A 13,553-nucleotide genomic window follows, 5' to 3' on the forward strand; every position below is an offset into this window, starting at 1 on the left:
CATGAAGCCGGTCATTGCACTGGTCGGGCGTCCCAACGTCGGCAAGTCGACCCTTTTCAATCGCCTGACGCAGACGCGCGACGCCATCGTCGCGGACTTCGCCGGGCTGACGCGCGATCGCCACTACGGCAACGGTCGCCAGGGCAAGCGCGAGTTCATCGTGATCGACACCGGCGGCTTCGAGCCGGACGCAGGCAGCGGCATCTTCAAGGAGATGGCCAAGCAGACGCGCCAGGCGGTGGCAGAGGCCGACGTGGTGATCTTCGTGGTGGATGCGCGCGAGGGCCTTTCGGCGCAGGACCACGACATCGCGAACGAACTCCGCCGCCTCGGCAAGCCGTGCGTGCTCGTCGCGAACAAGGCCGAAGGCATGCACGATGGCACCAAGTTGGTGGATTTCTACGAACTCGGCTTCGGCGAGGTGCACGGCGTCTCCGCGGCGCACGGGCAGGGGATTCGCGGACTGGTCGATCTCGCGCTCGAGCCACTCAACCTCCCCGAAGAAGACGAGGAAGAGGAAGAAGACGCGAACAAGGCGATCAAACTGGCGGTCGCCGGCCGTCCCAACGTTGGCAAGTCGACGCTGATCAATACCTGGCTGGGAGAGGAACGCCTCGTCGCTTTCGACCTGCCGGGCACCACGCGCGACGCCATCATGGTGCCCTTCGAGCGCAACGGCCAGCGCTTCGAACTGATCGACACGGCCGGCCTCCGCCGCAAGGGCAAGGTGTTCGAGGCGATCGAGAAGTTCTCGGTGGTCAAGACGCTGCAGGCCATCGAGTCGGCCAATGTCGTCCTGCTGCTGCTCGACGCAACCCAGGGCGTGACCGACCAGGACGCGCACATCGCGGGCTACATCCTCGAAAGCGGGCGCGCGGTCGTGATCGCCATCAACAAGTGGGACGCGGTGGACAGCTACCAGCGCGAACAGATCCAGCGCCAGATCGAGACGCGCCTGCCATTCCTGAAGTTCGCTTCGCTGCACTTCATCTCGGCCGTCAGGCGACAGGGGCTCGGCCCCGTCTGGCAGGCCATCGTGCAGGCCCACAAATCGGCGACACGCAAGATGTCGACGCCGGTGCTGACGCGACTGCTGCTGGAGGCGGTTCAATTCCAGGCGCCCAAGCGCTCCGGCATGTACAGGCCGAAGATGCGCTATGCGCACCAGGGGGGCATGAATCCGCCCGTGATCGTGATCCACGGCAATTCGCTGGAACACGTCACCGACGCGTACAAGCGCTTTCTGGAAGGGCGCTTTCGCAAGGAATTCGATCTGATCGGCACGCCCTTGCGCATTGAACTCAAGACCTCGCACAATCCGTACGCGGACAAGGACGACTGACTCCGGCATGCGGATTGGCTTCCTTTAGCCGCCGAAGAGCAGCATCCACGTCTGAAGTTCCGACTTTTAACTGCCGTTTTTTTGAAGGCCATTGGACATTCTTGCTGCAGCGCGGAATCGCTGTGTTAAGGTGACCTCTCCAACAACTACTCTTGAACACGGAGAATATCGTGAGCAATAAAGGGCAACTTCTACAAGACCCCTTCCTGAACACCTTGCGTCGTGAGCACGTGCCGGTTTCGATCTATCTGGTCAACGGCATCAAGCTGCAAGGTCAGATCGAGTCGTTTGACCAGTACGTCGTGTTGCTTCGCAATACGGTGACCCAGATGGTCTACAAGCACGCCATCTCCACCATCGTGCCGGGTCGGGCCGTCAACTTCTCGGCTGCCGAGAACGACGACGCCGCTGCCTGAACGGCACGGAGCGCGGCGGTTCATCCGTCGCGCTTTTTCCAATTTGATTCCGCTTGTCTGAACTGATCCCACGCAAGGAAGGCGCCGTCGTTCTTGTCGGCGTGGATTTCGGGCTGCCTCATTTCGACGGTGAACTCGAGGAACTCGGACTGCTCGCGCAGACCGCGGGACTGGAGCCGGTCGCGCGCCTCGTATGCAAACGCAAGGCGCCCGACGCGGCATTGTTTGTCGGAAGCGGCAAGGCCGACGAGATCCGCGAACTCGCCGAATTGCACCGCGCAAGCGAAGTCGTCTTCGACCAGTCGCTGAGTCCGGCGCAACAACGCAATCTCGAGCGCCAACTCGGCGTTGCGGTATATGACCGGACCTTCCTCATTCTCGAAATCTTCGCCCAGCGCGCGCGCTCCCACGAGGGCAAGTTGCAGGTCGAACTGGCACGACTGCAATACCTGAGCACGCGACTCGTGCGCCGGTGGTCCCACCTGGAGCGTCAACGCGGTGGCATCGGTACGCGTGGCGGTCCTGGCGAAACGCAGATCGAACTCGACCGCCGCATGATTGGCGAAGCCATCAAGCGCACGCGCGAGCGACTCGCCAAGGTGCATCGCCAGCGCGGCACCCAGCGTCGTCAGCGCGAGCGCCGCGACACCTTTAACATCTCGCTCGTCGGCTACACGAACGCCGGCAAGTCTTCGCTGTTCAACGCCTTGGTCAAGGCGCGCGCCTATGCGGCCGACCAGCTCTTCGCGACGCTGGACACCACGACACGCCATCTCTACCTCGGTGACGCGCGTCGCAAGGTATCGATCTCCGACACCGTGGGCTTCATCCGCGACCTGCCACACGGCCTGATCGACGCCTTCAAGGCCACCCTGCAGGAGGCCGTCGACGCGGACCTGCTGCTGCACGTGGTCGATGCATCCAACCCCCATCATCCCGAACAGATGGCTGAAGTGCAGGCCGTGCTCAGGGACATCGGCGCCGACAACGTGCCCCAGCTTCTGGTCTTCAACAAGCTCGATGCTCTTGAAAGCACGCAGCACCCCCTGCATCTCCAAGACGAGATCGACGTCGACGGCGTGCAGGTGCCTCGCATCTTCCTGAGCGCCCGCACCGCCGAAGGCGTGCCGGCTCTGCGCGCCGAACTCGCACAACGATCGCGCCTGCCGGCTGAGGACATGTCCCCAGAAGCCAGCCCCGAATTGCACGATGCCGCCAACTGATTGGGCACAATCCCCGTCACTGACTACAGAACAGAATCGAATGAATGCAAAGCCAGTGTGGAGACGGTTCCAGGGCATGTTCAACCTGAACGATGGCCGCTGGGGCCGGGGCGACGATTCCTCGTCGAACGGCGACCGTCCCGCCGCAAACCGACCCGATGGAGAGCCGCCCGCTCCGCCTCCCTCCGGCAACAACAATCGCCCGCGCGGCCAAGGCCCCAACCAAGGGCCGCCGGACCTCGACGAACTCTGGCGTGATTTCAATCGCAAGCTCGGCGGTCTCTTCGGTGGCGGGCGCGGCGGCGGCGACAACAACCGCCCGAACGGCGGCAATGGCGGCGGCCTCAAGCCCGACATGAAGAACGCGGGCTTCGGCCTGGGCCTGGTCGCCGCGGTGGCGGTCCTGATCTGGCTGGGGACCGGCTTCTTCATCGTGAACGAAGGGCAGCAGGCGGTCATCACGCAATTCGGCCGCTACAAGGCGACCGTGGGCGCCGGCTTCAACTGGCGGCTGCCGTATCCGATCCAGCGCCACGAGATCGTCGTGACCACGCAGATCCGCTCCGTCGACGTCGGCCGCGACACCGTCGTGCGGTCGACCGGCCTGCGCGAGTCCGCCATGCTGACCGAGGACGAGAACATCGTCGAGATCAAGTTCGCAGTGCAGTACCGCCTGAGCGACGCGCGCGCCTTCCTCTACGAGAGCAAGTCGCCGGCCGATACGGTCGTACAGGTCGCCGAGACGGCCGTCCGCGAAGTGGTGGGCAAGATGCGCATGGACGCTGCGCTCGCCGACGAACGCGACCAGATCGCTCCGCGCGTGCGCACGCTGATGCAGACCATCCTCGACCGCTACAAGGTCGGCGTCGAGGTCGTCGGCATCAACCTCCAGCAGGGCGGTGTGCGCCCGCCGGAGCAAGTGCAGGCGGCGTTCGACGACGTCCTCAAGGCGGGCCAAGAGCGCGAACGCGCCAAGAACGAGGCGCAGGCCTACGCGAATGACGTCGTGCCGCGCGCGACCGGTACCGGCTCTCGGCTCAAGGAAGAATCCGAAGCCTACAAGGCGAGGATCGTTGCACAGGCCCAGGGTGATGCGCAGCGCTTCAGCTCGGTGCTGAGCGAGTACCAGAAGGCGCCGCAGGTGACGCGCGACCGCATGTACACCGACGCCATGCAGCAGATCTACAGCAGCACGACCAAGGTGCTCATCGACTCGAAGCAGAACTCGAATCTGCTCTACTTGCCGCTCGACAAGCTGATGCAGCTGTCAGGCCAGAACGCTGCCGGCACGCCGGTGGACGCTGCCAATCCCAATGTCGCGGGTACGGCCTCGCCGCAGTCGTCCGTGATTCCGGTCGCTCCCTCAGCAGGCGACGCCCGCGCCCGCGATGGTCGCTCGCGCGACCGCGACGTGCGCTGAGGACACAAGAATATGAACAGAATCGGATTCATCGTCTCGTCGATCCTGGTGGCGCTCGCGCTCCTGAGCTCGACCCTCTTCGTTGTCGACCAGCGCCAGTTCGGCGTGGTCTACGCACTCGGGCAGATCAAGGAAGTGATCACCGAGCCGGGCCTGAACTTCAAGCTCCCGCCGCCGTTCCAGAACGTGTCGTACATCGACAAGCGCCTGCTGACGCTGTCCAGCCTCGATCCCGAGCCCATGCTCACCGCCGAGAAGCAGCGTGTGGTGATCGACTGGTACGTGCGCTGGCGCATTACCAATCCATCGGAGTACATCCGTAACGTCGGCCTCGACGAGAACGCCGGCGCCGTGCAGCTCAACCGCGTGGTGCGCAACGCGTTCCAGGAAAACATCAACAAGCGCACGGTGCGCGACCTGATCTCGGTGCGTCGCGAAGCCGTGATGTCCGATGTCCAGCGTGAGGTGCTGGCGGTGGTCAAGGGTGCCAAGCCGTGGGGTGTCGACGTCGTGGACGTGCGCATCACCCGGGTCGACTATGTCGAGGCGATCACCGAATCGGTCTACCGCCGCATGGAGGCGGAGCGCAAGCGCGTCGCAAACGAACTGCGCTCGACCGGTTTCGCCGAGGGCGAGAAGATCCGCGCCGATGCCGATCGCCAGCGCGAGGTGATCGTGGCGAACGCGTATCGCGACGCCCAGAAGATCAAGGGCGAGGGCGACGGCCGCGCTGCCGGGATCTACGCCGATGCCTTCGGCCGCGATCCGCAGTTCGCGCTGTTCTATCGCAGCCTCGACGCCTACAAGCAGAGCTTCAACAAGAAGAGCGACGTGATGGTCCTGGACCCTTCGTCCGACTTCTTCAGGTCGATGCAGAGCTCCGGGTCGACAAGCAACGCACCCCGTCGCTGACGATGACGATGCGCCGGCCCGCTGCCTGCTGAGATTCGGACCGTCGTGGACATCGATACCTTCTGGAGCGCGCTGGCCCTTGTCCTGGTGATCGAGGGGCTGCTGCCCTTTCTCTTCCCTGGTGGCTGGCGACGCGGCTTCGGCCAGCTCATGCAGTTGCGTGACGGGCAGCTGCGCTTCTTCGGTCTCTGCAGCATTCTTCTGGGCCTCTTCCTGCTCTGGTTATTGGGGTGACGCGGGTGCCCGGTAGAATCCCGGTTTAACCACGCCCCCGCTCCCCATGTCCGCCTGGGTCCTCCCGGATCACATTGCCGATGTGCTGCCTTCCGAGGCTCGCCACATCGAAGAACTTCGACGCGAACTGCTCGACACCGCCCGTGGCTATGGCTACGAGCTGGTGATGCCGCCGCTGCTCGAGCACCTGGAATCCCTGCTCTCCGGCACTGGCGAGGCGCTCGGCCTGCAGACCTTCAAGCTGGTCGACCAGTTGTCCGGGCGAAGCATCGGCTTGCGGGCCGACACCACGCCCCAGGTCGCGCGCATCGACGCCCACCTGCTCAATCGGGCCGGCGTGACCCGGCTCTGCTATTGCGGACCCGTCCTGCACACCCGTCCCGACCGCCCCCACGCGACGCGCGAGCCCCTTCAGTTCGGTGCCGAGATCTATGGCCACGCCGGGCTCGAAGCCGATACCGAAACCCTGCGCCTGGCGCTGGATTGCCTGCGCGCCGCTGGCGTGACCGGCAGCGCCCAGGGCCCGGTCATCGTCGACCTGGCCGACGCGCGCATCGTTCGTTCGCTGTTCGCCGGGGTGCCGATCGACGCCGCCGCCATTGCACGCGTGCACGCGGCCCTGGCGGCCAAGGATGCGAGCGCGCTGCGGGCGCTCACGGTCGACTTCCCGGCATCCTCCCGCGAAGGCCTGCTGGCGCTGGTCCAGTTGTACGGCGACGTGTCGGTGCTCGATGAAGCAGCCAGGGCACTCCCGGATTCGGCGGGCATTCGCGCTGCGCTCTCCGACCTGAAGCAACTGGCCTCCCGTCTCGATGGCGCCCGCGTCAGCTTCGACCTGGCAGACCTCCGCGGCTATGCCTACTACAGCGGCATGCGTTTCGGCATCTACACCGAAGGCGCCAGCGACGCCCTGGTGCGGGGCGGCCGCTACGACGAAGTGGGCGCCGTGTTTGGCCGCAACCGTCCGGCGGTCGGCTTCAGCCTCGACGTCCGCGAATTGGTCGGCGTCCTGCCCGCAAGGCCGCTGCGCGCCGCGATCCGCGCGCCGTGGAGCGACGCGGAAGCCCTCAACAAGACCATCGCCGTGCTGCGCAGCGAAGGCGAAACGGTCGTGTGCGTCCTGCCGGGCCACGACAGCGAGATCGACGAATTCCATTGCGACCGTGAGCTCGTCGAGCGCGACGGCCAATGGCGCGTGCAAGCCATCTGAATCCTGAAAAGCGAAAAATCATGAGCGTAACCACCGGAAGAAACGTGGTCGTCGTCGGAACCCAGTGGGGCGACGAAGGCAAGGGCAAGTTGGTCGACTGGCTGACCGAGAGCGCGCAGGGCGTCGTGCGCTTCCAGGGCGGTCACAACGCCGGCCACACGCTGGTCATCAACGGCGTCAAGACCGCGCTGCACCTGATTCCGAGCGGCATCATGCGGCCCGGCGTCAAGTGCTACATCGGGAACGGCGTGGTGCTGTCGGCCGGCAAGCTGTTCGAGGAGATCGAAGGGCTCGAGAAGGCCGGCGTCGAGGTCCGCTCGCGGCTGCGCATCAGCGAAGCCTGCCCGCTGATCCTGCCGTTCCATGCGGCGCTCGACATCGCGCGCGAGGCCTATCGTGAAAAGGGCGGGATCGAGAAGATCGGCACGACTGGCCGCGGCATCGGCCCGGCCTACGAAGACAAGATCGCGCGCCGCGCCCTGCGCGTGCAGGACCTGAAGCACCCGGAGCGCTTCGCGACCAAGCTGCGCGTGCTGCTCGACCTGCACAACCACGTGCTGACGCAGGTGCTGAGCGCACCGGCCATCGACTTCGACACCGTCTACGACGAAGCGATGCGCCATGCCGAACTGCTCAAGCCGATGATGGCCGACGTCTCGCGCGAGCTCAACGACGCGAACCGCGCCGGCGCCAACTTGCTGTTCGAAGGCGCGCAGGGCACCTTGCTCGATGTCGACCACGGCACCTATCCCTACGTCACCTCCAGCAACTGCGTGGCCGGCAATGCGGCGGCCGGATCGGGCGTCGGCCCCGGGATGCTGCACTATGTCCTGGGCATCACCAAGGCCTACTGCACACGCGTCGGCGGTGGCCCGTTCCCGACCGAACTCGACTGGGAAAAGCCGGGCACCGTGGGCTACCACCTGAGCACCGTCGGCGCCGAGAAGGGCGTGACCACGGGCCGCAGCCGCCGCTGCGGCTGGTTCGACGCCGCATTGCTCAAGCGCTCGGCCCAGGTCAACGGCCTGAGCGGCCTCTGCATCACCAAGCTCGACGTGCTCGACGGCCTCGAGGAACTGCAGCTCTGCACCGGCTACCAGCTCGACGGCGAGTACACCGACATCCTGCCGATGGGCGCCGACGAGATCGAGCGCTGCACGCCGGTCTACGAGAAGCTCGAAGGCTGGAGCGAGAGTACGGTTGGCGTCACCCAATACGACAAGCTCCCGATCAATGCGCGCCTGTACCTGCAGCGCATCGAGCAGGTCACCGGCGTGCCAATCCACATGGTGTCGACCAGCCCCGATCGCGATCACACGATCATGATGCGCCACCCCTACCTCGCAGACTGACCTCACCCGCAGGAGACGAACCTTCATGTTGACCGAAGACGGCAAGCACCTTTACGTCAGCTATGACGAGTACCACAACCTGATCGAGAAACTCGCGATCAAGGTGTACCAGTCGGGCTGGCAGTTCGACACGATCCTGTGCCTGGCGCGCGGTGGCATGCGCCCTGGCGACGTGCTCTCGCGCATCTTCGACAAGCCCCTGGCGATCATGTCGACCAGCTCCTACCGCGCTGACGCCGGCACGATCCAGGGCCATCTCGACATCGCGCGCTACATCACCACGCCCAAGGGCGAGATCGCAGGCAAAGTCCTGCTGGTCGATGACCTCGCGGACTCCGGCCATACGCTCCATGCCGTGGTTGAGAACCTCAAGAGCAGCTACAAGCCCATCACCGAGCTGCGCAGCGCCGTGATCTGGACCAAGGCGCTCTCGACCTTCACGCCGGATTACTCGGTCGAATTCCTGCAGACCAACCCGTGGATCCATCAGCCCTTCGAGGGCTACGACTCGCTCGGCGCCGAAAAGCTGTTGGAGAAGTGGTCGGTCTGAGGCCGCCCCGGGCTTCACGCGCCTGAAGGGACGGCGTCGTGACCTTGTGCATCACGGGCAAGCCGTCCTTCATCGAGATTCGACATCCAATGACTGCGCTCACGCTGCACTACCACCCGCTCTCGTCCTATTGCCACAAGGTATTGATCGCGGTCGACGAGTTGGGCATCGACATCGACAAGCAGGTGCTCGATCTGTCCGATCCCGCGAAACGGGCGGCCTACCTGGCGTTGATTCCCACGGGCAAGATGCCGCTTCTGGTGGACCAGGGCCGGCCCGTCCCCGAGACGAGCATCATCATCGAGCACCTGCAGCGCCACCACGCAGGCCCCGGCCGCACGCTCATCCCGCATGACCCGGACGCCGCGCTCGAAGTGCGCTTGTGGGACCGGCTCTTCGACCTGTACGTGATGACCCCGATGCAGGCCTTCACCGCCGATCTCCTGCGGCCGGAAGGGGATCGAGACGCCATCAATGTGACCCGGGCGCGCGAAGGCCTGTCGTCGGCCTATGCGTTCATCGACCGCCATCTCGAGGGGCGGAGCTGGGTGGCCGGCGATGCGTTCAGCATGGCCGACTGCGCCGCGGCGCCGGCCTTGTTCTATGCCGTGACCTACGTGCCGCTGTCGCCGGAGCACGTGCACCTGAACGTGTACTTCGAGCGATTGATGGACCATCCATCGGTAGCGCGCACGATCGATCAGGCGCGGCCCTGGTTCAAGTTCTATCCTGGCCGTGCCGGCCTGGCGCCGCGTTTTTTCGACGCGAAGGGCTCCTGACGCAATGCTTCTTCCCCTGGCGGCCTACGCGCCAACCTTCGTCGTCGCGAGTTCGGTGCTCCTCTACGCCTCCTGGGGCGCCATCAAGCGCCCGCGATCTCACGGCTTCTACCGGTTCTTCGCGTGGGAATGCATCCTGGGACTCATATGGCTCAACCTGCCCGTCTGGGGCACCGATCCGGTCGTGCTGCGCCAGTCGGTGGCGATGGCGCTGCTCATGACCTCGATCTGGCTACCGGTCCATGCATTTGTCATGTTGCGGCGCCTGGGCCGGCCGAGCGCGGAACGCAAGGATGAGGCGCTGCTCGGATTCGAGCGGACGAGCAAGCTGGTGACCACTGGCGCGTTCCGCTACATCCGCCATCCGATGTACACATCGCTGATCTGCCTGGCCTGGGGCATCTTCCTCCAGCAGTTCACCTGGCTGGGGCTGGTGTTGGCGCTGGCCGCGACGGCGCTCCTCGTCGTTACCGCGATTCGCGAAGAGCAGGAGTGCCTGGCCTACTTCGGCGAGGCCTACCGCGACTACATGCGCCGGTCGCGTCGGTTTGTGCCGTTCTTGTTGTAGCCGCACGCAGCGATGCTGCGTCGCGCGCAACACCGTGGCGACTTGGCAGATGCCCTTCGGGAGGACCAGCCCGAATTCGCGAAGAAGGCTGCGAAATCGCCCGGACAGGGAATACAAAGACGACATGAATGCTCTAACCCATCGCGGCGTTTTGGCGGCAATCGGAGCTGCGGCGCTATTCGGCGCCGGAACGCCCTTCGCCAAACTGCTGCTTGGGCATACGAGTCCCTGGTTGCTGGCAGCATTGCTCTACCTTGGCTCCGGCGCGGGCCTTTGGCTCTGGCGCCTGCTTTCGCGCGCGCCGAGGGTTCGACTCGAGCGTGCCGACGTCGGGTGGCTGGCGGGCGCTATCGTTGCGGGGGGCGCGCTCGGCCCCTTGTTGCTGATGACAGGGTTGGCAGACATGGCCGCAGCCGACGCTTCGCTGCTGCTGAACGCTGAAGGCGTGTTCACCGCACTCCTCGCCTGGTTCGTGTTCAAGGAGAACTTCGACCGGCGCATTGCATTGGGAATGGCTGCCATCGTGGCCGGTGCGGCCATTCTCAGCTGGCCCGGCAGCTCAGGTGTAGGTGCCCTGCGGCCATCGTTGGCCGTGCTGGGGGCTTGCCTGGCTTGGGCGATTGATAACAACCTCACCCGTAAAGTGTCGGTGGCTGACGCGTCCTTCATTGCGATGACCAAGGGCCTGGCGGCCGGTGCAACGAATCTCGCGCTTGCGGTCGCCACGGGCGCGACGTGGCCGCCGACCGCGGTCGTCGCCGGAGCGGGTCTCCTTGGCCTTTTGAGCTACGGAACGAGCTTGGTCCTCTTCGTCATCGCTTTGCGACATTTGGGCACCGCGCGCACTGGCGCCTATTTTTCGGTCGCGCCGTTTTTTGGCGCTGTGTTGGCTATCGGTCTGTTGGGCGAGCCGCTCACGCTTCAACTGGTCATTGCTGGTGTTCTGATGGCCATTGGCGTGTGGCTGCATCTGACAGAGAGCCATGGACATCGTCATGTGCATGAGCCGCTAGAGCACAGCCATGAACATGACCATGACGAGCATCACCAGCACGGTCATGTCGACGGCTTGCCCGCTACGTCCAAACACACGCACTGGCATCGCCATGAGCCGATGGTTCATAGCCACGAACACTATCCAGATATTCATCACCAGCATCCCCACCCACATTGAGTCACCCTCGGGTAAAACCATGTTGTTGTAGCAAATATCACGCAGTGCGATACTTGCTACATGATTGACTGGTTGGTCCTTGCCGCGTCGCTTCCTACGTCTCCCAGCGGCTTGCGCGTCCGAATCTGGCGCTCGCTCAAGTCCGCAGGATGCGGGACCCTGCGGGACGGCGTCTACATCCTTCCCTCTACCGCAACATCAGCGAGCGACCTGTGGGCCATCGAGAAGGCCATCCAGGACGGCGGCGCCGACGCGCACATGCTCGTTCTCAAGGCTCGCGACGAAGCGCAGGAAAAGACTTTCCTCGCGCTGTTCGACCGGTCCGAGCAATATGCCGACTTCGCGCAGGCGCTGAAGGAGACGAGGAAGACCGTCAAGTCAGCCGGGGAAGCAGACTTGCACAAATCCCTTCGCGGGCTTGGCCAACAGTTGCGGGCCCTTCAGGCGACGGACTTCTTTCCTGGCAAGGCGGCCGCTGCGGCGGCGGCTGGCCTCGAGACCTTGCGAGCGGAGATTGAACAGAAGTTGTCCCCCGGGGAGCCGATGGCCGCTTCGGGCTCGATTGAGCGGCTCGAGCGCGAGTCCTTCCAGGGGAGGACGTGGGCCACGCGCAAGCGCCCTTGGGTGGACCGGCTTGCAACGAGTTGGCTGATTCAGCGCTTCGTCGATTCCTCCCCGCGCTTTGTCTGGTTGACAGACCCGAGCACATGTCCGAAAGGCGCTCTTGGATTCGATTTCGACGGCGCGGCATTCACTCACGTGGGTGACAAGGTCAGCTTCGAGGTCGTCGCGCACACTTTCGGTCTGGAAGAGGACCCGGGCATTCGCCGCCTTGGCCAGCTCGTCCACTACATCGACGTGGGTGGCATCCCCGTCGACGAGGCGGCCGGCGTCGAGACCATCGTGCGGGGCCTGCAGGCGCAGCACGACAAGGACGATGCGCTGCTCGCGGCGTCCCTTCCCCTGTTCGACACGCTCTATACCGCAATGAAGGCACGCCAGTGACCACAACCACAACCACAGTCACCGCGGCGCGTGAGCGCCTTGCGTTTGGCGAGGCGTTCGTCTATTGGCTCAAGCTCGGGTTCGTCAGCTTCGGAGGGCCGGCAGGGCAAATTGCCATGATGCATGAGGACCTCGTCGAGCGACGCCGCTGGATTTCCGAGGGCCGATTCCTGCACGCCCTGAACTACTGCATGCTGTTGCCCGGCCCCGAGGCGCAGCAGTTGGCGACGTACATCGGGTGGCTGATGCATCGCACTTGGGGCGGCATCGTCGCGGGCGTCCTGTTCGTGCTGCCATCGCTGTTCATCCTCATCGGCCTGTCGTGGGTCTACATGGCGTACGGCAATGTGCCGGCCATCGCCGGTCTGTTTTATGGCATCAAGCCTGCCGTCACCGCCCTCGTGGTACATGCGGCTTACCGCGTGGGCTCCCGAGCCCTGAAGAACGCGTGGCTTTGGGGCATCGCGGTGGCGGCCTTCCTGGCGATCTTTGCGCTGCGGCTGCCGTTCCCGGTCATCGTTCTGGCTGCGGGAGCCGTCGGGTACTTCGGCGGCCGGTTCGCGCCGGCCAAGTTCATGACCGGGGGTGGCCACGGGAAGGCGGGCAAGTCGCTCGGTCCGGCGCTCATCGACGACCACACACCAACGCCCGAACATGCGCTGTTCACCTGGCGTCGCTTCGGCCGCGTGGTCGTCGCGTGCCTGGCGCTTTGGCTCGCCGGCATGGGAGCCTTGATGGCGCTCTATGGGTGGGACGCCGTTCTGACGCAGATGGCGTGGTTCTTCAGCAAGGCAGCGCTGATGACCTTCGGCGGCGCCTATGCAGTGCTCCCCTATGTGTTCCAGGGTGCCGTCGAACAGCACCAGTGGCTGACAGCTCCGCAGATGATTGACGGACTGGCGCTCGGCGAGACGACACCTGGTCCTCTCATCATGGTGGTGTCGTTCGTCGGGTACGTCGGCGGCTGGACCAAGGCCATCTTCGGACCGGACGCGCTCTTCCTGTCGGGCGCGGTCGCCGCCACAGTGGTGACCTTCTTCACCTTCCTGCCGTCGTTCTTCTTTATCCTGTTGGGAGCGCCGTTCATCGAATCGACCCATGGCAACCTCAAGTTCACCGCGCCTCTGACCGGCATCACGGCCGCGGTGGTCGGCGTCATCGTGAACCTCGCCGTCTTCTTCGCGTATCACGTGCTGTGGCCCGAGGGACTTGGCGGTCGCTTCGACTGGACCTCCGCACTCATCGGCACCGCGGCGGCGATCGCCCTGTTCCGGTTCAAGGTTGGCGTCATTCCCGTGGTCCTGGCTTCCGGCCTGGCCGGGTTGGCGCTGACGTTTCTGCGGCCCTTGTTTGCATGAAAGGTTCCCC

Annotated in this window: 14 protein-coding genes; all 14 read left to right on the forward strand. The window is 64.7% G+C overall.

Annotated elements, in window-relative coordinates; all coding sequences use genetic code 11:
* Position 1: 1 nt before the first annotated feature.
* The 14 genes from der (at position 2) to chrA (ending at position 13,543) form a co-directional block, all read left to right on the forward strand.
* Positions 2–1,342, forward strand: a complete 1,341-nt coding sequence (der, locus tag AC1D3B_RS04055) for a ribosome biogenesis GTPase Der (protein ID WP_478189369.1) — start codon at positions 2–4, stop codon at positions 1,340–1,342.
* A gap of 170 nt (positions 1,343–1,512) precedes the next feature.
* Complete coding sequence (gene hfq / locus AC1D3B_RS04060; RefSeq protein WP_012747311.1) at positions 1,513–1,758, forward strand: RNA chaperone Hfq; 246 nt, start codon at positions 1,513–1,515, stop codon at positions 1,756–1,758.
* Between the two features lie 53 nt (positions 1,759–1,811).
* The gene (gene hflX / locus AC1D3B_RS04065) at positions 1,812–2,981 is read left to right on the forward strand and encodes a GTPase HflX (RefSeq protein WP_478189370.1); all 1,170 of its coding nucleotides are present in this window, start codon (positions 1,812–1,814) and stop codon (positions 2,979–2,981) included.
* Between the two features lie 76 nt (positions 2,982–3,057).
* A complete protein-coding gene (gene hflK / locus AC1D3B_RS04070; protein WP_478189371.1) occupies positions 3,058–4,401 on the forward strand; it encodes an FtsH protease activity modulator HflK in 1,344 nt (447 codons plus the stop codon).
* 12 nt (positions 4,402–4,413) lie between these two features.
* Positions 4,414–5,313, forward strand: a complete 900-nt coding sequence (hflC, locus tag AC1D3B_RS04075; RefSeq protein ID WP_478189372.1) for a protease modulator HflC — start codon at positions 4,414–4,416, stop codon at positions 5,311–5,313.
* A 45-nt stretch (positions 5,314–5,358) separates the two neighbouring features.
* Positions 5,359–5,547 carry a DUF2065 domain-containing protein gene (locus AC1D3B_RS04080; RefSeq protein WP_435518761.1) on the forward strand — a complete coding sequence of 63 codons (189 nt, stop codon included), beginning with the start codon at positions 5,359–5,361 and terminating at the stop codon, positions 5,545–5,547.
* 46 nt (positions 5,548–5,593) lie between these two features.
* A complete protein-coding gene (locus AC1D3B_RS04085) occupies positions 5,594–6,757 on the forward strand; it encodes an ATP phosphoribosyltransferase regulatory subunit (protein ID WP_478189373.1) in 1,164 nt (387 codons plus the stop codon).
* A 20-nt stretch (positions 6,758–6,777) separates the two neighbouring features.
* A complete protein-coding gene (locus AC1D3B_RS04090) occupies positions 6,778–8,109 on the forward strand; it encodes an adenylosuccinate synthase (RefSeq protein WP_478189374.1) in 1,332 nt (443 codons plus the stop codon).
* Positions 8,110–8,134: 25 nt separating this feature from the next.
* The gene (locus tag AC1D3B_RS04095; protein ID WP_028253707.1) at positions 8,135–8,659 is read left to right on the forward strand and encodes a phosphoribosyltransferase; all 525 of its coding nucleotides are present in this window, start codon (positions 8,135–8,137) and stop codon (positions 8,657–8,659) included.
* Positions 8,660–8,697: 38 nt separating this feature from the next.
* Positions 8,698–9,438 carry a glutathione S-transferase family protein gene (locus AC1D3B_RS04100; RefSeq protein ID WP_478189375.1) on the forward strand — a complete coding sequence of 247 codons (741 nt, stop codon included), beginning with the start codon at positions 8,698–8,700 and terminating at the stop codon, positions 9,436–9,438.
* Between the two features lie 4 nt (positions 9,439–9,442).
* Complete coding sequence (locus AC1D3B_RS04105; protein WP_478189376.1) at positions 9,443–10,006, forward strand: methyltransferase family protein; 564 nt, start codon at positions 9,443–9,445, stop codon at positions 10,004–10,006.
* A 124-nt stretch (positions 10,007–10,130) separates the two neighbouring features.
* Entirely contained in the window at positions 10,131–11,180 is a 1,050-nt protein-coding gene (locus AC1D3B_RS04110) for a DMT family transporter (RefSeq protein ID WP_478189377.1), read from the forward strand.
* Between the two features lie 60 nt (positions 11,181–11,240).
* Entirely contained in the window at positions 11,241–12,185 is a 945-nt protein-coding gene (locus tag AC1D3B_RS04115) for a chromate resistance protein ChrB domain-containing protein (protein WP_478189378.1), read from the forward strand.
* Complete coding sequence (gene chrA, locus AC1D3B_RS04120; RefSeq protein WP_478189379.1) at positions 12,182–13,543, forward strand: chromate efflux transporter; 1,362 nt, start codon at positions 12,182–12,184, stop codon at positions 13,541–13,543. Before AC1D3B_RS04115 ends, chrA begins: the two co-directional genes overlap by 4 nt.
* Positions 13,544–13,553: the final 10 nt, after the last annotated feature.

Source organism: Variovorax sp. P5_A3, assembly GCF_056400665.1.

Coding starts and splice junctions, on each gene's coding strand:
- AC1D3B_RS04110 (WP_478189377.1), top strand. CDS start 10,131: ATGAATGCTCTAACCCATCGCGGCGTTTTGGCGGCAATCGGAGCTGCG.
- hflK (WP_478189371.1), top strand. CDS start 3,058: ATGTTCAACCTGAACGATGGCCGCTGGGGCCGGGGCGACGATTCCTCG.
- AC1D3B_RS04095 (WP_028253707.1), top strand. CDS start 8,135: ATGTTGACCGAAGACGGCAAGCACCTTTACGTCAGCTATGACGAGTAC.
- hflC (WP_478189372.1), top strand. CDS start 4,414: ATGAACAGAATCGGATTCATCGTCTCGTCGATCCTGGTGGCGCTCGCG.
- AC1D3B_RS04085 (WP_478189373.1), top strand. CDS start 5,594: ATGTCCGCCTGGGTCCTCCCGGATCACATTGCCGATGTGCTGCCTTCC.
- AC1D3B_RS04090 (WP_478189374.1), top strand. CDS start 6,778: ATGAGCGTAACCACCGGAAGAAACGTGGTCGTCGTCGGAACCCAGTGG.
- der (WP_478189369.1), top strand. CDS start 2: ATGAAGCCGGTCATTGCACTGGTCGGGCGTCCCAACGTCGGCAAGTCG.
- AC1D3B_RS04115 (WP_478189378.1), top strand. CDS start 11,241: ATGATTGACTGGTTGGTCCTTGCCGCGTCGCTTCCTACGTCTCCCAGC.
- AC1D3B_RS04105 (WP_478189376.1), top strand. CDS start 9,443: ATGCTTCTTCCCCTGGCGGCCTACGCGCCAACCTTCGTCGTCGCGAGT.